Source organism: Dyella sp. NPDC103356, from assembly GCF_055584465.1.
In genome coordinates, this window is sequence record NZ_JBVJLZ010000011.1 from 1 (window position 1) to 18,651 (window position 18,651).

At 63.9% G+C, this 18,651-nt stretch carries 12 protein-coding genes; 8 read left to right on the plus strand and 4 right to left on the minus strand.

The annotated features are described in order from the left end of the window. Nucleotides 1–193 precede the first annotated feature (193 nt). Complete coding sequence (fusA, locus tag ACZ6WW_RS20460) at nucleotides 194–2,233, minus strand: elongation factor G (protein ID WP_465275841.1); 2,040 nt, start codon at nucleotides 2,231–2,233, stop codon at nucleotides 194–196. Between the two features lie 367 nt (nucleotides 2,234–2,600). Here fusA and ACZ6WW_RS20465 point away from each other — a divergent pair, with 367 nt between their 5' ends. Beyond that, nucleotides 2,601–3,521: a hypothetical protein gene (locus ACZ6WW_RS20465; RefSeq protein ID WP_465275842.1), complete on the plus strand. Its 921-nt coding sequence runs from the start codon at nucleotides 2,601–2,603 to the stop codon at nucleotides 3,519–3,521. A gap of 30 nt (nucleotides 3,522–3,551) precedes the next feature. Next, the gene (locus ACZ6WW_RS20470; RefSeq protein WP_465275843.1) at nucleotides 3,552–5,534 is read left to right on the plus strand and encodes a hypothetical protein; all 1,983 of its coding nucleotides are present in this window, start codon (nucleotides 3,552–3,554) and stop codon (nucleotides 5,532–5,534) included. Between the two features lie 56 nt (nucleotides 5,535–5,590). Here ACZ6WW_RS20470 and ACZ6WW_RS20475 read toward each other — a convergent pair whose 3' ends face one another. From ACZ6WW_RS20475 to ACZ6WW_RS20485, 3 genes are read right to left on the minus strand one after another with little or no spacing between them, the layout of a single operon-like run. Further along, nucleotides 5,591–7,864 carry a xanthine dehydrogenase family protein molybdopterin-binding subunit gene (locus ACZ6WW_RS20475; protein ID WP_465275844.1) on the minus strand — a complete coding sequence of 758 codons (2,274 nt, stop codon included), beginning with the start codon at nucleotides 7,862–7,864 and terminating at the stop codon, nucleotides 5,591–5,593. Further along, a complete protein-coding gene (locus ACZ6WW_RS20480) occupies nucleotides 7,864–8,433 on the minus strand; it encodes a (2Fe-2S)-binding protein (protein WP_465275845.1) in 570 nt (189 codons plus the stop codon). The genes ACZ6WW_RS20475 and ACZ6WW_RS20480 overlap by 1 nt, the downstream gene beginning before the upstream one ends. A 50-nt stretch (nucleotides 8,434–8,483) precedes the next feature. Then, complete coding sequence (locus ACZ6WW_RS20485) at nucleotides 8,484–9,815, minus strand: APC family permease (protein WP_465275846.1); 1,332 nt, start codon at nucleotides 9,813–9,815, stop codon at nucleotides 8,484–8,486. Between the two features lie 147 nt (nucleotides 9,816–9,962). Between ACZ6WW_RS20485 and ACZ6WW_RS20490 the strand changes: the two genes are divergently transcribed. The 6 genes from ACZ6WW_RS20490 to ACZ6WW_RS20515 all read left to right on the plus strand — a co-directional run bounded on the left by ACZ6WW_RS20490 (nucleotide 9,963) and on the right by ACZ6WW_RS20515 (nucleotide 18,637). Next, nucleotides 9,963–10,595 carry an outer membrane protein gene (locus ACZ6WW_RS20490; protein WP_465275847.1) on the plus strand — a complete coding sequence of 211 codons (633 nt, stop codon included), beginning with the start codon at nucleotides 9,963–9,965 and terminating at the stop codon, nucleotides 10,593–10,595. 133 nt (nucleotides 10,596–10,728) lie between these two features. Further along, the gene (locus ACZ6WW_RS20495; protein WP_465275848.1) at nucleotides 10,729–12,246 is read left to right on the plus strand and encodes a fumarate hydratase; all 1,518 of its coding nucleotides are present in this window, start codon (nucleotides 10,729–10,731) and stop codon (nucleotides 12,244–12,246) included. 238 nt (nucleotides 12,247–12,484) lie between these two features. Further along, nucleotides 12,485–15,091 carry a bifunctional aspartate kinase/diaminopimelate decarboxylase gene (locus tag ACZ6WW_RS20500; protein ID WP_465275849.1) on the plus strand — a complete coding sequence of 869 codons (2,607 nt, stop codon included), beginning with the start codon at nucleotides 12,485–12,487 and terminating at the stop codon, nucleotides 15,089–15,091. A 50-nt stretch (nucleotides 15,092–15,141) separates the two neighbouring features. Continuing rightward, on the plus strand, nucleotides 15,142–16,485 hold the full coding sequence (gene murL / locus ACZ6WW_RS20505; RefSeq protein ID WP_465275850.1) for a UDP-N-acetyl-alpha-D-muramoyl-L-alanyl-L-glutamate epimerase: 1,344 nt from the start codon (nucleotides 15,142–15,144) through the stop codon (nucleotides 16,483–16,485). A 4-nt stretch (nucleotides 16,486–16,489) separates the two neighbouring features. Beyond that, a complete protein-coding gene (gene murD / locus ACZ6WW_RS20510; RefSeq protein ID WP_465275851.1) occupies nucleotides 16,490–17,848 on the plus strand; it encodes a UDP-N-acetylmuramoyl-L-alanine--D-glutamate ligase in 1,359 nt (452 codons plus the stop codon). A 30-nt stretch (nucleotides 17,849–17,878) separates the two neighbouring features. Next, nucleotides 17,879–18,637, plus strand: coding sequence for a helix-turn-helix transcriptional regulator (locus tag ACZ6WW_RS20515; RefSeq protein ID WP_465275852.1), 759 nt, complete (start codon nucleotides 17,879–17,881; stop codon nucleotides 18,635–18,637). Nucleotides 18,638–18,651 lie beyond the last annotated feature (14 nt).

The following is an 18,651-nucleotide window of genomic DNA, read 5'->3' on the forward strand; positions in this document are numbered from 1 at the left end:
CGTCCGGAGGATCGATCTGACCGCCAACGACCCGATGGATTAACCTGTTACCCATGTCCCCGAACACCTGTCACCTATGTCCCCGGTCCATACACGGAGCTAGGGGAGAGGGTTGGGGTGAGGGGGCTGGGTGCTTGCGGTGATATCTCCGACAGAGCAGCGTTGCTCTTGGCAGGCGTGACCTGGCTTGAACTCATTCGTCCTCGTGATGCGGTTTCCACGACTCGGTAAGTTGCTTCTGTACCGGCGGTGGGACCGGTTCGTAATGACTCAAGTCCAGACTGTAGCGTCCTCGTCCGCCCGTCATGGCTTTCAGCTCGGTGGGATAATCGATCAACTCGGCCAGCGGTGCCTGCGCCTTGATCACCAACTCGTCCCCACGCAGTGCATCGGTCCCCATGATGCGCGCCCGCTTGCCGGCAAGGCCGCCGGTCACGTCGCCGACGTTGGCCTGGGGGATCGATACTTCGACGTCGACGATCGGCTCCAGCACGATCGGGCGTGCCTTGCCCACGGCATCGAGAAAGGCTTTTTTGCCGGCGCTGATAAAAGCCACTTCTTTCGAGTCGACCGGATGATATTTGCCGTCGTACACGGTCACGCGAAGGTCCTGTAGCGGATAGCCGGCAATCGCGCCGTGCTCCATGGCCTGGCGCACGCCTTTTTCGATGGCAGGCAGAAACTGCCCCGGGATCACGCCGCCTTTTACCGCGTCGACGAATTCGAAGCCGCGGCCTCGTTCGAGCGGTTCTACGCGCAGGAACACCTCACCGAACTGGCCGGCGCCGCCGGTCTGTTTCTTGTGCCGATGATGACCTTCCGCCTGCGCGGCGATCGTTTCGCGATAGGCGATGCGCGGCGGGTGCGTGGCGACTTCGACACCGTAGCGGTCTTTCATGCGATCGAGCGTGATGCGTAGATGCAAGTCGGAAAGCCCGAGCACGACGGTTTCGTTGAGCTCCTTGTGATGTTCGGTGTGTAGGCAGGGATCTTCTTCGGACAGGCGCAGCAGCGCCTGCGAGAGTTTCTGTTCCTGGCCCTTGTGCTTGGGCTCCAATGCCAGACCGTACATGGGCTGCGGAAAGGCCAATGGTGCAAGCCGAATGCGGTCCTCGTCATGCGAGTCATGCAACACGGCATCGAAGTGAATCTCCTCCACCTTGGCTACTGCCGCGATGTCGCCGGGGATCGCGACGTCGATTTCCTCGTGCCCCTTGCCGCGCAATCGAAACAAATGGCCCGCCTTGAACGGCTTGCGTCCATCGTCGACCAGCAGCTGCGTGTCGCGCCGGATCGTGCCTTGCCACACACGGAAAATCCCCAGCTTGCCGACGAATGGATCGTTGATGATCTTGAATACATCGGCTACGACGTGCCGATTCGGGTCGGTCGCGATCTCGATCGGTTTGCCGTCGTCGCCGAGGAAGGGCGGAGGGTTGCCTTCGAACGGATTGGGCAGCAGGCGTTGCATGATGTCGAGCAGCTCGGGCACGCCCGCGCCGTTGCGTGACGAGACGAAGCAGATCGGTACCAGATGCCCTTCGCGCAGGCATTGTTCGAAGGCGTCATGCAGTTGCTCGGGCGTCAATGCGTCTTCACCCGCATCGAGATAGGCGCCCATGGTCGCCTCGTTGATCTCGACCACCTGGTCCAGGATCTGCTGATGCGCCTGGGCCAGCGAAGAGAAATCGGTGCTGCCCTTGCGATGAAAAAAACAATCGAGCACCTGTTTGCCACCAAGGGCGGGCAGGTTGATCGGCAGGCATTCGTTGCCGAATTCCTCACGCAACGTATGGACCAGCGCCTCCAGTCGCGCGCCATCGAAATCGATCTTGTTGATGATCAGCATACGGGCAAGGCCGCGTACGCGTGCATGCTCCATCATGCGGCGTGTGCCGTGCTCGATGCCGTTGACGGCATTGACGACGACGGCAACGGTTTCGACAGCGGCGAAGGCGGAGAGTGTCCCGCCGCGGAAGTCCGCGTAGCCGGCGGTGTCGATCAGGTTGATGTGGCAGCCGTTGCGGTCGATCGATGCAATGCAGCTGTCGATGGAATGGCCTCGCGCTTTTTCCTGTGCGTCGGTATCCGATTGGGTGGTTCCGCGTTCGATCGATCCTTGTGCCTGAATCACGCCACCGGCGTGCAGCAGGGCTTCGAACAGCGTGGTCTTGCCCGAGCCGGCATGACCGGTGAGTGCGATGTTGCGGATGTTTTCCGTGTTGTACGACACGACGTCCCTCCTCTGGCAGAGGCGACGCATGCGTAACGGCCGGCATGAGCGGCACCGCACGCGCCGCGTTGCGGCTGACGGGGCCGTCATGGTCGTCCACCGTGTCGGACGCGGGGGCGGTCATGGCGGGGGTACGGTGGCTGGCACCGTTCGCTTAGACTTGAGCGGTTGGGCGCCTAGGTCAAGCTGCATTGCGGCGTAGGGGAACCGATTGAAGTGTTGTCGGTCTGTGTGAATTCGGCGTTCACACCTCGCCGTTGCCGCGCCACTTACCAAGCAATGTACTCAGGGCTGCCCCATCGAACCATCGCCGCAGGTCGAACACCATCGCTGGATAGAAGACGAGCGTGCTCGCGGGCTGGCACCGTTGGATGCCTCCAGCCGCGAGCTGCTGCGCCAGATGCGCTGGCGCGAGCCTGTGCGCGATCGTCGAGGCTTGGGGTGGGCGTTGGCAGCGGTGCTCTTGCTGCATCTGATCTTTGCGGCTTTTACCTGGCATGAGTTGCAGGTGCGTGCGTCGCGCCAGGTGCAGCGGGTTATCGTCGATGACGCCTTGCAGGTACGGCTGATTCCGGTGACGCATCCGCCGGCCTTGCCTGATCTGCCTGTACCACCGGCGTTACAGTCGCCGCCCCAGCCGACAACGCCTCGTGTCGTACGTCCGGCGCCGGTGCGCGAGCCGCCGGCGAAAAATGCGATGACGGTCAGTATGCCGACGCCGCAGCCAGCCCCCGCGCCAGAGTCGGCACCCAAGCCGACGATGGCGCTTTTTGACAAGAACGGTCAGCCCATCCTCGCGCCCGCCGTGGCCAGTACCGCGCCCGCACCCGAGTACGTGCAACGCAAGCCCGAAGGCGATACCCAGGTGATGGAGCACAACAACCCGGTCAAAGTGCAGAACACGCACTTCGACAAATACTTTCCGCCGGCCAATGAGTCGCTCGGCGGGACTGCCGTGCGCAATGTGGTGGAGAAGGTCACCAAGCCACACGATGTGCGCCTGCCGGGAGGTATCCATCTCAAATGCACCTTTCTGACCGGTTGCCAGGATCCGCCGCCCAAGCCATCGGCCAAGGGCGGCGACGAGCGCCTGAGCATGGCGCCGGCCAGCCCGCTGGCCGATATGCCCGACGCGCCCAAGCCACCCAGCGAAAGCGAGTGCATCGCCATGTATCGCGCCGGCAAGGCCTTGCCGCAGGGTTGCCCGATCGATACGCCCACGCGCTCCGTCGATGCGGAACTGCGAGAGCGCGCGCCGCATGCGCCGGAAGACGACAGGCAGAAGTGATCGAAGCGTCCGGCCCGGTACACTAACCGGATGTCCGCGACGCCCCCTGACAAAAATTCCGGCCTTGCCCGTATTGCGCTGCCTTCACCGCGTGAGGCAGCCGATGGTGCGTCCGTCTATCGGCGGCGACGGCAGGAAAAGCCCAGCCAGCGCTGGCTGCGGATCGCTGCCTTGTTCGGTGCACTGTTCGTGCATCTGGCTTTTATGGTCGGCGTGATCCTGGGGCCGGCATACGATCCGATCGAGCCGCAGGAATCGGATAACAATGCGCTGCAGGTACGCCTGATCCCCAAGCAGGAGCCCGAGCCGCCTCCGCCGCCCCCTCCGCCCGTGCGCGGTACGCCGCCGAAGGAAATCGGCCCGCCGCACAAGGGCAGGCCGGGTACCAAGCTCATCGACAAGCGCTCGAGCGTTGCGTCGGCAAGCGCAAACGCCGAGCCCAGGCCGGTGCCCGTACCGGCACTGGAGACGCCGAGCATTGCCGCCGACAAGCCCAGTGCGCCCAAGCCACAGGTCGTGGCCGCGCCCTTGCCGCCGGTGACCTTGCCCAAGCCCGCGCCGACGCCGGTACTGCAGCCGATCAAGGTCGACACGCCGCCACCGCAAGTGGCGCTGGAAACGCCACCCACCGCGCCACCAGTGCCGCCCAAGTTTCAGCCCGAGCCGGTACGCAAGGCGCAGGCGGAAGGCAATCAGCCCTTGCTGACGCCGCCATCAGTAGCCATGCCTGAAGTGCCGCCCCAATCGGCACCGGCGGTGACGCCGCCCTCGATCGCGGTCGAGAACGCGGTCGCCAAACCGGTGCCGCCGAGCATCAGCCAAGTAGAGCGCGCGCAAACGCCGGCCGCGCCGCCGGTGCCGGAGATGGCGGATATCCCGCTGCCTGCGCAGCCGGCGCCGACCGTGAACCTGCAAGCGTCCGACAGCACCAGTAAGCCGGTGACCGTGGCGCGGGAACAACCGCAGGTGCAGTCGCCGTCCATTCGCGTGGCCGAGGCGGAGCTCGAAGCCGTTCCGTTACCGGATCAGGCCAAGCCGAGCCTGGAGCGACCGCAGGCGCCGCCGATGCAGACACCGACCAAGGCTGTCGCTATCGACAAGCCCGCGGTGGAGCGCCCGCAAATCAGCCTGGCACCGACACCGGCAGAAGCGCCGGCAAAGAGCGAAGCGCCCAGCAGCGCGGCCGATCAGAAAGCAGCGGAGAGTTCGAAGGCGGACACCTCGCCGACGGCGCAGGCGAACACGTCCGAGTCATCCCGTAGCAACGATGTGAGTACCGCACCCAATGCCACGCCGCAGGGCAGCGATACAGCATCGCCGGGGCAGGCTGCTGCGGAAAGCGCATCGTCGCCAAGCAACGGCAAGCGCGGACTGAACCTCAATCTTCCCGTGCATGGCAACGGCAATAACCAGGGCGCCTTCAGCAGCGAAGGGAAGGGACAGGGCACGCCCGGCAGTCCCGGCAACAGCAACGAAGGCGTGATCGGTCATTACATCCAGTTGAAGCCGCATGGCGACACCAACGTCATGTCGCATGGCACACCGAACCTTGGTTACCAGGCCACGCGCTTCGACAAGGACTGGACACCTGAAGGCGAAAGCTCGATCGACACCGCTTTGCGCCATGCGGTGGAAAAAACCACCGTCCGCCACACGTTCCATCTGGCGCCCGGTGTGCGCGTGGAGTGCGTGGTCATGCCGCTGTTCCCGATGTCGCTGTTTGGCTGCGGCAGCGGCGACCCGCCGCCCAAGCCGGTCGACGACAAGGTGTACGAAAGGATGAAGCTCGCACCCGCCAACCCGCTGGTGCCACCCAAGCCCGCCGCAAGCACGGCTGTGCCGGCAGCGCCCGTGCGCCTGGATAACGGCGTCGATTGCGCCAACGCACGTGTGGCCGGCGGACCGATTCCGCCGGGTTGCCTCAATGACAAGCTGACGCCGGTGGAACCCGGCAAGCCGAAACCGGCACCCAGCGCATCGAGCTGGGTGACGCCCAGCGATCAGTTTCATTGAAGCGCTCCATAAAAAAAGCCGGCTATGCCGGCTTTTTTATTTCCCATTTCCTGCGTTCAAAGCATCCGCAGCAATTCTTTCATCAGCGGCAACCGCCTTACACGCACCGCACTGACGCGAAACACTGCGTTGGCCAGTGCCGGCGCGGCAGTGGGCATCGCCAGGAAACTGGCGCCGGTGGGCGGACGGTCCTCGCCCGGGACGATGATGGTTTCGATGTTGTCGGGCAACTGCGCCATGCTGGCCAGCGCATACTCTTTGAGGTTGCGCTGCTGGATCTGGCCGTCCTTGTACGTGATGGCCTGATTGAGCGCCGTCGACAGGGCGTCGTTGGTGGCGCCGATGATCTGCCCCTCAAGGCCCATCGGATTGATCACGCGGCCGACGTCGACGGCGCAGACCACGCGTTCGATATTGAGCTTCTGGCCTTGCAGCGAGGCCTCGATGGCATGCGCGACATAGGCGCCATTGACGTACCAGCTGGCAATGCCAAGGCCGTTGAAGGTGCGCAGCCAGCGCGACCAGTCGATGCGATCGGCGACCAGCTTGAGTACGTTGATCAGTCGACCGGTGTCGAGCGTACCGCCGCCCTGCAACGGAATCTCACGCGGCTCGCCCAGCAGACGCAGGCGGGTATCGAGCGGATTTTCCTTGAGCATGTGCGCCATTTCGTCGACGAAACTCTCGACGGCGAACGCGTTGCTCAACTGCGGCATGCCGCGTGCGGGGCCGCGCGGTATCGACGAGGTCAGGCCATACCAGTCGGAGCGATAGTTCGGCACGAGTCCTGCGGGCAACTGGTTCGGGTCGACTTCGGACGTCCACAGGCGCTGGTCCTGCGCGCCGCGACCAACGAGTGCCGAGGCCGAAGCAACGCGCTGGTTCCAGGTCAGGATGCCGCGTTTGTGATCGAGCGCCGCGCTGATCTTTGTCACGCTGGCGGAGCGGTAGTAGTCGTGGGTGAGATCGTCATCGCGCGTCCAGAACAGGCGCACCGGCTTCTTGACGGCCTTGGCCAACATCACCGCTTCGGCTACGTAGTCGTGATCCAGCCGGCGACCATAACCGCCGCCGATGCGAGGCACCTGGATCTCGATCTGCTCGGGCTTGAACCCGGTCAGTCGCTGCACTACCGCCCATGCGCGTTGCGGTGCCTGGGTCGGCACGATGAGTGTGGCGTGATCGTTGTCGATGCGCGCCATGCAGTTCATCGGTTCGGCGGTGGCGTGCGCCAGCCAGGGCTGCACATAGACCGCTTCGAGGCGACGGGCGGCTTTCTTGTTTGCTGCTACGACGTCACCGTCGTCACGCACGCGCGCCGTGGGTTCCTGATCCTTGTTGTTGACCAGGTCGGTGGCTTGTTGTTCCAGCGCGGCGCTGTTTTCGCCCTGGCTGGCGCCGGGTTTCCAGGTCACCTTGAGCTTGGTGCGTGCCTGTAGTGCGAGCCAGGTGTTTTCCGCAACCACCGCGACGGCAGGCGCGTACACCGTTGCGCCGAGGGGTTGATTGGCTTCGGGCTTCAGTGCGATGACGTCGAGGACACCTTTGATCGCCTTGGCCTCGGTGGCATCGAAGCTGTCCAGCGTGCCGTCGGGCCAGGGACAGCGAAGCAACACGGCAACCAGCGCATCGCTGCGATTTTGATCGATGGCGAACTGTGCCTGGCCGGTGACCATGGCGTAGGCATCCACGTCGCCGGCGGGTTGGCCGATCAGTCGATAGAGATTGGGTGCCTTGGTCGGTACGGCCTGCTGTGGCGGTGCGATTTTCGCAGCGGCCTGCGCGAGGCTGCCGAAACCGAGTCGACGACCATCCGGCGAGACGACTTGGCCGTTATCGGTATGCAGTCGCTCGGCCGGAAGGCCCCACTGGCGAGCCGCGGCTTGCAGCAGCAGCCAGCGCGCGAGCGCACCGGCCTGACGCAGATCGTTCCATGCGGCGGGAATCGAGTCGCCGGTGCCGCCGATCTGGCGGCCATAGGTCCAGCGCGGCTGATCGCTGCTGTTTTCCACACCCAGGCCCAGCCCGATGACGGTGACCTGGGTCCAGTCCGCGTCGAGTTCTTCGGCGATGATGCGTGGCAATGCCGTAGCCACGCCGGTGCCGGTATCCGGATCGCGTGCGCCGATCAGGATCTTGCCGTCGGCATCGATGCGCACATAGGCGCCCAGGCCGTACAGCGTGTCGCCCAGCATCGATAGCGGGAACGGCGCGTCGGTTGCCTCGACCAGGGGAATGCCGACGATCAGCGCGCCGGCCGTGCCGGCCAGCACCTTGAGAAAGCGGCGACGCGACTGGCCGTCGTTCGCGAGAGAGTGTTTGTCGCTCATTATTTGGTTCCGCCGATCACGCCCGCGGCGCGCTTGATCGCGCGGCGTACACGTGTCTGGCAGCCGCAGCGGCACAGATTGGGCAACTGGTCGATATCGTCGTCGGATGGGTTGCGCTTGCGATCGAGCAGATCCTTGCCCGCCATCAGCCAGCCCGGCGTGCAATAACCGCAGCCGATCGCGTCTTCGTCGATGAAGGCCTGCTGCAGCGGGTGCAGCTTGCCGGTGGCGTCGGCCAAGCCCTCGACAGTGACGACCTTGGGGACTTTTTCCGTCTTGCCTTCCTTGCCGCCATGCAGGTCTTCGAGGGTGACAGCGGTGGCCGGGGTCAGTTTGCCATTGACCAGCACTAGATCCGCCCCGTTACCGCTGCCGTGTTCGCCGGCATATTTGGTGCCGGTTAGCTGCAGCACGTCGCGCAGATACCATAGCAACGGCATCTTCGGATCGCCGGTATGGCGAAAACGCTCACCGTTGATGTCCAGGTCGATACCCTCACGCATTTTTTCCGGCGTGATGCTGCCGCTGGGTAAAGGGGGGGCGCCCTGGGCTTGTACCGGTACCGCCATTGCCAAACTCTCCTCGCCGAATCCGCCTATTTTGGCATCGATAGCCGGGTTTAGGGTTCAGCGGGGCTGAACAGGCGGCGCCACACGTAATACACGGGGACGCCGGCAAGGATGATCAGCAGGCCGATGCCCGTATTGACCGGGCTGCTGATCAGGCTCTGCACCATGATCCAGCCGACCGTGGCGATGAACAGGATCGGCGGCCACGGATAGCCCGGCACGCGGAAATCCAGCGGTGCGTGGCCGTCGTCGTGGCGGCGATACCAGAACACCGTGGCCACGCCGAACGCACAGGCCAGCCAGTCGCCGAAGGTGGCGTAGTCGAGCAATTGGCCGTACTTGCCTGTAATGGTCAACAGCATGGTCCAGCCGGTCAGCAGGATCAGCGCGACATTCGGCGTGTGGTGCTTGGGGTGCAGGCGGGCGACGCCGCGAAAAAACAGCCCGTCCTCGCCCATCGCCTGCAATACGCGTGCGCCCGACACCAGGGTGATGTTGCAGAATCCCAGCGTCGATATGGCGATGCCGATGGCGATCAGCTTGGCGCCGATCGGGCCGGCCACGTGTTGCATCACATCGGCTGCCGGCGTGGGGCTGTTGGCCAGGCCGGCGTGGCCGAGCACGGCCAGATAGGCGATGTTGACCAGCGCATAGGCGACGATCACCAGCAGCATGCCCAGCAGCAGCGCACGGGGCAGGGTGCGCTGTGGATTGCGCACTTCGCCGGCGAGGTTATTGAGATAGGTGAAGCCGCTATAGGCGAACAGCACCGGCAGGGCTGCGCCCATGAAGCCCTCCCCGATGTGGCTGGGGTCAGTCGTCAACACATTGCTGCTGCCGACGCCGGCAAACACCAGGCCGCATACCACCAGTATCGCCACGGCCAGCAGTTTCAGCAGGGTAAACAGGTTCTGGATCTGCGCGCCGAGTTTCAGGCCGAAAAGGTTGATGCCGATGATGAAGACGAGACCGCCTATGGCCAGCGGTCGAACGATATTCGGCGGCAGATTGAAGACGGCGGCCGTGTAGGTGGCAAAACCGGTCGCTACCGCCGCGGTGGAGCCCGAATAGATCACCAGCAGCATGGTCCAGCCGAACAGGAAGCCCGCCAGTGAGCCGAAGGCGTCGCGCAGGTACACGTAGCTGCCACCCGCTCGCGGCCGTCGCGCGCCCAGCTCGGCGTAACACAGCGCACCCAGCAGGGTCAGTACGCCCGCTCCCACCCACACCAGCAACAGGGCGATACCCGAGCTGGTTCGCTGCGCCGCGATATACGAATTGAGGAAGATACCGCCGCCAATGATGCCGCCGACCACGATCAGGGCGGCGTCCCACAGGCTGAGGCGGCGGATATAGCCGCCGGACGTCGAGGATTCGCTCATGGAGTCTTCGTTGGGTGGAACTGCCTCCGAGCATGGCGGTTAGCTCGATTGGCGGCAAGCCCTGCGTGGCACCACTGCTTCGGCTCTTTCAAATTTGTCCTGGGTGCGCGTCGGGATAGTAATATCCGTCACATCACAGGGGTAAATATGGATATCAGGAAACTCTTTTGCGCTATGGCGCTCATGTCGGCCGTTGGCGCGAGCCACGCAGACAATTTCTTTGTAAATACAAGTCTGGGCGGATCCAATTATCGGCCTCAGCCTTATGTGAGTCTGACCCAGTGGCATAGCCAGACAGAGGCGCTGCGTTTTGGCTATCAGTGGGAAGAGGGGGCGTTTTCTTACGGCGCAGAAGCCGGCTACGCGAATATGGGGCATTCGGACCGATTTTGGGCGCATCTTACGGGCTCAGAGAATCTCAGAGAGCGTATCGACGGCTTCATGCTCGGTGCAAACGTCAAATATGCGCTGCCCATGGGTTTCTATGTTTCCGCGCGTGGGGGAATTTTCAGGTCCACGAATCACGAGCTGAGTCATGGAGATTATTGGGAACACATCATCGGACAGCCGCTGGACAGGTATTCCACCAGCAGGCATGACGTCAGCGGCGTCGGCAGCTATGCAGGAGTGGGCATGGGATACGATATCAACCGATCGTTCGGCCTTGGCGTGAACTACGATCGCTACCGGGCGCACGTGCCTTATAGCCAATACACCGGGCCACTGACTGAAACGTCACGGGTCGATACCTATACCGTGACTGCGGAATATCGATTCTGATTGCTGTCCGGGGCGGTTGAGCTGCAGCCCCGGGGCGCCACTTCGGTTTTTAAGCCCGGGTGCAATTGCGGCACAATAGGGGAAGTGCGTGCCGCCAGGCGGTGCGTTCCTCCTCCCCGTCCAAGCAGCCGCCATGACCTCCATCAAGCAAGCAGACCTGATCCAGAGCGTTGCCGACGCCCTGCAGTACATCAGCTATTACCACCCGGTCGACTACATCACAAATCTCGCCGCCGCCTATGAGCGCGAGGAAAGCCCCGCGGCGAAAGACGCGATGGCGCAGATCCTGATCAACTCCCGCATGGCTGCCGAGGGCCACCGCCCGCTGTGCCAGGACACCGGCATCGTGACGGTGTTTCTGAAGGTCGGCATGAACGTGCGCTGGGACGACGCCACCATGTCGTTGGACGACATGGTCAACGAGGGCGTGCGTCGCGCCTATAACGACCCGGACAACAAGCTGCGCGCCAGCGTGCTGGCCGATCCGGCCGGCAAGCGCAGCAATACCAAGGACAATACGCCGGCGGTGATCAACGTATCGATCGTGCCGGGCGATACGGTCGATGTGATCGTCGCGGCCAAGGGTGGCGGCTCGGAGGCGAAGTCGAAGTTCGCCATGCTCAACCCCTCCGACTCCATCGTCGACTGGGTGCTCAAGACCGTCCCCACCATGGGCGCGGGCTGGTGCCCGCCGGGCATGCTTGGCATCGGCATTGGTGGCACCGCAGAGAAGGCGATGCTGCTGGCGAAAGAGTCGCTGATGGAGCCGATCGATATCCAGGACCTGATCGCGCGCGGCCCGAGCAATCGCGCCGAAGAGCTGCGTCTGGAGCTGTACGAGAAGGTCAATGCGCTCGGTATCGGCGCGCAAGGCCTGGGTGGTCTGACCACCGTGCTCGATATCAAGGTGAAGGACTATCCGACCCACGCGGCGAACTTGCCGGTGGCCTTGATCCCCAATTGCGCGGCCACGCGCCACGCGCACCTCACCCTGGACGGTTCCGGACCGGTCGCGCTCGATCCGCCGTCGCTCAAAGACTGGCCCAAGCTCACTTACGATTCGAGCAAGGGCCGCCGCGTGAACCTCGATACGGTGACCCGCGAAGACGTCGCCAGCTGGAAACCGGGCGAAGTGCTGCTGCTCAACGGCAAGTTGCTGACCGGCCGCGATGCTGCGCACAAGCGCATGGTCGACATGCTCAACAAGGGCGAGCCGTTGCCGGTGGATTTCACCAATCGCTTTATCTACTACGTCGGTCCGGTCGATCCGGTACGCGACGAGGTGGTCGGCCCGGCCGGTCCCACCACCGCTACGCGCATGGACAAGTTCACCGAGCAGGTGCTCGCGCAGACTGGCCTGCTCGGCATGGTCGGCAAGGCCGAGCGCGGCCCGGCGGCGATCGAGGCGATCAAGAAGCACCAGTCGGTTTATCTGATGGCGGTCGGCGGCGCCGCGTATCTTGTCTCCAAGGCGATCAAGGCCTCCCGCGTGGTTGGTTTCGCCGACCTGGGGATGGAAGCGATTTATGAGTTCGAGGTTCAGGACATGCCGGTGACGGTCGCGGTGGATTCGCTGGGCACGTCGGTGCATCAGACCGGGCCGAAGGAGTGGCAGGCGCGGATTGGCAAGATTCCGGTGGTGGTTGCCTGATTTGGAGCCAAGTCACTGGGCCCCGGCCTTCGCCGGGGCGACGGTGAGGTAGATGTCGTTCCCCCGGCGAAAGCCGGGACGCCGCAAAATCACCGAAGCGCCACCTTTCCGCCACGTGACCGTACCCTGCCGCACGTAGCATTCCGACCATTTAGACGTCCAAACGCCACGGTTGCAATCCTTCTGCCGCAGCGCAACACTGGTCGGATAACTTTACCCACCACCCACTAGAGATCTCGTGAGCCTGCAAACCCTCGCGCCGCTTTCCGCGGACGCCCCCTGGATCGTGATGAAGTTCGGCGGCACCAGTGTCGCCACGCTCCCACGCTGGCAGAACATCCTGGAGCTGGTCGCCAGCCGCCGTGCCGAAGGTGCACGCGTGCTGGTCGTCGTCTCCGCACTCTCCGGCATCACCGACGCACTCAAACAATTGTGCGCCGAGGGCGAAAAGGGAAAACGCAACGAGGCCGCCAAAGCGATCGCGACGCGGCACGACGAGCTGCTGTCGCATATGCAGTTGACGATGCCCGATACGCTGGCCGCGCGGCTGAAAGATCTGGCCGCGCTGGCCGACGAGGGCTCCTCCCGTCTAGGCGAGTTGGCCTGGGCTGCGAAGGTGCAGGCGCACGGCGAGCTGCTTTCCAGCGCGCTTGGTGCCGCGTTCCTGACCCATAGCGGCCTGGCGACCGAATGGGTGGACGCACGCGATTGCCTGGCTGCGATCGCGCTGCCCAACCAGAACGAGCGCACCAAGCTGCTGTCGGCAATGGTCGATGCCAAACCCGATCCGGCGCTTTCGGCGCGCCTGGCCGCGCTCGGCGAGGTCTTCATCACGCAGGGCTTTATTGCGCGCGAAAGCGAAGGCCGCACGGTGCTGCTCGGTCGCGGCGGTTCGGATACGTCGGCGTCGTATTTCGGTGCGCTATTGAAAGCGCAGCGCGTGGAAATCTGGACCGACGTGGCCGGCATGTTCACGGCCAACCCGCGCCAGGTGCCGGGTGCGCGCCTGTTGCAGCGGCTGGACTACGAAGAAGCCCAGGAAATCGCCTCCACCGGTGCCAAGGTGCTCCACCCTCGTTGCTTGTCGCCGTTGCGCGAGCCGCGGGTGCCGCTGCTGATCAAGGACACCAACCGCCCCGAACTGAGCGGTACCCATATCGGTCCCGAGCTGCGCGAGGAAGCGCCAAGCATCAAGGCGATCAGCACGCGCAAGGGCATCACGCTGGTGTCGATGGAATCGGTCGGCATGTGGCAGCAGGTTGGTTTTCTTGCCGACGTGTTCAATCAGTTCAAGAAGCACGGCTTGTCGGTAGACCTGATCGGTTCGGCCGAAACCAACGTCACGGTTTCGCTCGACCCGACCGAAAACCTGCTCGACTCGGACGTGCTGGCCGCGCTGGCCGGCGACTTGGCCAAGGTCTGCCGGGTCAAGGTGATCGCGCCTTGCGCGGCGGTCACCATGGTCGGCCGCGGCATGCGCTCGATGCTGCATCGCCTGCATACGGTAATGGCCGAGTTCGGCCAGCATCGCGTGCACATGATCTCGCAGTCGTCGAACAATCTGAACTTCACTTTCGTGGTTGACGAGAACGTAGTCGACGATCTGCTGCCGCAGCTGCACGAGCAGTTGGTGCGGACCGGTGCCATGCGTACCGACGACGCCAGCCTGTTCGGACCCAGTTGGGAACGTCTGTACGGCGTGGCGTCCAATGGCCACGATCCGGCATGGTGGATGGATGCGCGGCCGCAGCTGTTGAAGCTCGCCGAGGAACGCAGCCCGCGCTATGTCTACGACATCGCCACCGTGCGCGAACGCGCGCGTTCTCTCAAGGAGAAGCTGCCGGTCGATCGCCTTCTGTTTGCGATCAAGGCCAATTCGCATCCGGCGATCCTGCGTGCGCTGGCCGAAGAAGGCCTGGGCATGGAGTGCGTGTCGCCGGGTGAACTGCAGCGGGTAGCCGAGACTGTGCCGGCCGATACGCCGCGCCTGTTTACGCCGAACTTCGCGCCGCGCAGCGACTATCGCGACGCGCTCAACGCCGGTGTGCTGGTGACTATCGATGCCTTGCATCCGATGGAGCAGTGGGTCGAAACCTTCGAGGGTCACGACATCAGCGTACGCGTCGATCTGGGACGTGGCCTGGGGCATCACGACAAGGTGCGTACCGGCGGCAGTACCAGCAAGTTCGGACTGCCGCTCGATCAGCTCGATGCCTTCGTGCATCTGGCCACCGCGCGTCACGCGCGCATCGTCGGCCTGCATGCGCACCTGGGCTCGGGCGTGCTCGATCCGTCGCATTGGGCCGAGGTCTATGCCCAGCTTGCCAGCATTGCCGAGCGCATTCCCACGGTGGAATTCCTCAATATCGGCGGCGGGCTTGGTGTGCCTTCGCATCCGGGCGAGCGACCGCTCGATCTCGATGCCGTCGGTGCCGCCTTGGCGGAAGTAAAACAGGTCTATCCGCAGTACAAGCTGTGGATGGAGCCCGGGCGTTTCCTGGTCGCCGAAGCCGGCGTCCTGCTGGCCAAGGTCACCCAGCTCAAGGGCAAGGGCGGCTGGCGCTACCTGGGCGTGGACGCGGGCATGCACAACCTGATCCGGCCGGCGCTGTATGACGCCTGGCACGAAATCGTCAATCTCACCCGCCTGCATGAGCCTGCCACGGCGATGTATCAGGTGGTGGGGCCGATCTGCGAGTCGGGCGACGTGCTGGGTAACGACCGCCGCTTGCCGGAGAGTCGCGAGGACGATGTGATTCTGATCGCCACCACGGGTGCCTACGGTCAGGTGATGTCTTCGCCGTACAATCTGCGCGGGCCGGCCGAAGAAATCGTGCTCGATTGATCAAGATCGCCCGCGTCGCCGACGCGGGCGGATGTCGTTTGGAGAACTAGGTGACCGACGTAATACCGCCTCGCCTGACGCAGGTCTTCCGCTTCGTGCGCTGCAGCTACGCCGATGGCGTGGCCGAGCTGGTGTATGCCTTCGACCAGGGCGAGGAGCTGATCGAACGCGTGCGCTTTCCGCACGCGCCACCGGTGGTGCCGAAGTACGCGCGCGCCTTCGACGCCGCGCTGAAGGCGCTGCACCTGTTTGCCGGTGTCAGCTATTACAAGGCCGGGGTGCCGCCGAAGATCGACGTGGCCGATGGCCCGCTGGACGATCCGACGGCCGATCTGCTCGATCAGTTGTACCTGCATGGCCTGGCTGAATTCGCTTATCGCAACGGCCTGGATCTGCGCAGCCGTATCGCCTTTCCGCGCGGCGGCAAGGCTGGTCCGACAACCGACGCGTTGGGCTTGCCCGCGCGCACGCTGGTGCCGATCGGCGGTGGCAAGGACTCGCTGGTCGCGGTTGAGGCGATCAAGCAGGCCGGTGGCGACGCCACGGCCGTATGGGTCGGTAGTTCGACCCTGATCGCCGGTTGCGCCGAACGCACCGGCCTGCCGATGCTCAATATCCAGCGCGAACTCGCGCCGGGGCTGTTCGAGCTCAATCGCCAGGGCGCGTGGAACGGGCATATCCCGGTCACTGCCATCAACTCGGCGATCCTTGCGCTGGCTGCCATCCTTTATGGCTTCGACAGCATCGCGTTCGCCAACGAGCGCTCCGCATCGGCGGCGACGCTGGAATACGAGGGCCAGCAGGTCAATCACCAGTGGAGCAAGGGCTACGCGTTCGAGCAGATGTTCGCCGCGTGGCTGCATACGCATGTTGCGGCCGACCTGGATTTCTTCTCGCTGCTGCGCCCGTATTCGGAGCTGGCGGTGACGCGGGCATTCGCCAAGCTCACGCCTTATTTCGACGTGTTTTCCAGCTGCAACCGTAACTTCAAGATCCTCGGTCCCAAACCGGCGGATCGTTGGTGCGGGCAATGCCCGAAATGCCATTTCGTCTTTCTCGCCTTGGCGCCCTTCCTGCCCAAGCCGCGTCTGTTGTCGATCTTCGGCCGCAATCTGCTGGACGACGAAAGTCAGGCCGCGGGCTTCGACGCGCTGCTGGAATATCAGGATCACAAGCCGTTCGAATGCGTCGGCGAAGCGGCCGAGGCGCGTGCGGCGATGTATGCTTTGAGTCAACGTCCGGAGTGGCAGGAGGACGTCCTGATTGCACGTTTCCGCGAGGAAATCCTGCCGCAGCTGGACGTCACGCAGCTCGCCATCGAGCCCTGGCTCGAAGCGTCGTCGGAACACGGCATCCCCGCGCGCCTGCAGGGCGCGTTGGCGCTGTTCGACTAAATCCATGCGTATCGCCGAGCTGGCCGACAAGCGTGTTGCGATCTGGGGTTTCGGTCGCGAAGGCCGGGCCATCATCGGCGTGTTGCGTGCGCGCCTGCCTGGGCTGCCGTTGAGCCTGTTCTGTACCCAGGCAGAAGTGGCTGCCGCACAGGCCTTCGATGCGAACCTCGCCGTACATGGCGGGGAGCCGGATGCGCAGGCGCTGTCCCGGTTCGATGTACTGGTGAAATCGCCTGGCGTTTCCGCCTACAAGCCCGCCCTGGTCGAAGCGAAGGCGGGCGGATTGAAGGTCACCTCGGGAACCGCGTTGTGGTTCGCCGAACAGCCCGATGCACATGTCATCGCGGTAACGGGCACCAAGGGCAAAAGCACGACAACCGCGCTGATCGCGCATCTGGCGCGCGCACTGCATATTCGCACCGCGCTGGCCGGCAATATCGGCATGCAGATGCTGGAGCTGCTCGACAGTCGCGCCGAGCTATGGGCGGTGGAGCTGTCCAGCTTCCAGACGGGTGAGGCGGGGCCGGTGCAGTTGGGCATTGTCACCAGCCTGTACGAGGAGCATCTGGACTGGCACGGTTCGCGCGAACGCTATGTGGCCGACAAGCTCAAGCTGGCCGATGTATCGCGGTATCTGCTGGTTAATGCCTTGCAGCCGGCGTTGCTCGAAAAAACCGCCGACCACCCGCATCGCCTGCTGTTCGGTCACTCCGAGGGCTGGCATGTTCGCGCGGGGTTTATTCATCGCGGCAACAAGCCCGTGTTTGCGGTGGCCGATCTGCCGGTGCCGGGCGAACACAATGCGCTCAATGCCTGCGCCGCGTTGACGGCGATCGAGGTTAGCGGTGCCGATGCGCTGGCCGCGGCGCCGGCGTTGGCGAGTTTTCATCCCCTGCCGCATCGCCTGCAACCACTGGGCGAGCGCGACGGCTGGTATTGGGTCAACGATTCGATCAGCACCACGCCACAGGCGACGCTGGCGGCCTTGCAAAGCCTGGGCTCGAAGGTGGTCACGGTCATCGTCGGTGGCCACGACCGCGGCCTGGACTGGAGCGACTTCGTGGCGGCCATGACGCGGCACGCACCGCATGCGATCGTGACGCAGGGTGCGAATGGGCCGCGTATCGCCAAGGCCTTGCGCGATGCGTCCTTCGCCGGTCGACTGGTCGAAGTGGCCGATGTCGCGGCCGCGGTGGAGACGGGTCGTTCACTTACTCCGGCCGGCGGTACGATTCTGCTGTCGCCCGGTGCGCCCAGCTTCGATCAATTTCGCGACTATGCCGATCGTGGCCGCCGTTTCGCCGAGCTTGCCGGTTTCGACGGCCAGACCATTACCGGGATTGGTGGCCTGGGTATAGCCTGAGCGCGTCTTCCCCGACCGCCGAGGAGAGTTATGTCACACGCCTTGCGTTTGCATGTCTCCAACTACGCACCGCGAGCCGACCTGGCGGCGCATGTCCATCACGAAGCATGGTTGTGTCTCGTGCTGGAAGGCAGTTATCGCGAACATATTCGATCTCGCATCGACGAACATGGCAGCGGCGACCTGTTGTTTTGCCCCGAGCATGCGACGCACAGCCAGCAGATCGGTGCCGAAGGCGCTCGAAAACTCATTTTTTCGCCGCCATCATCCGCCTTGGAATATCTGCTTGAGCACGGCAGCAGGTTGAGCGAGGCGCCTTACCTGCGCCGTAGCGCGTCGCTGTCGCAATTGGGACAGCGCATGTTGCGAGAGCTGCAGATCGGCGACAGTTTCGCTTCCGTTGCCATCGAAGGGATCGCGATGGAACTGCTGGCCTTGCTGGCCAGGCAGGAGCGTGAGATTCCGCATGTGCCTGACTGGTTGCGGCGATTGCGCGAGAGCATTGACGATGAGCCTGCGCAGGCATGGTCGCTCGAGCGACTGGCGCGCGATGCGCGGCGGCATCCGGTGCATGTTGCGCGCTGTTTTCGCCAATCGTATGGCTGCACCATCGGCGAATACATCCGACATGCACGGGTTGCCAGGGCCACCGAGCTGTTGCGCCGAACCCGCATGCCGTTGCTCGATATCGCATTGACCTGCGGCTTTGGCGACGCATCCACCTTCTCCCGCTCGTTCAAGGCGGTTTTTGGCGTACCGCCATCGAGCTATCGCGAGAATATGCGCTAAGCACGATCAAGCGC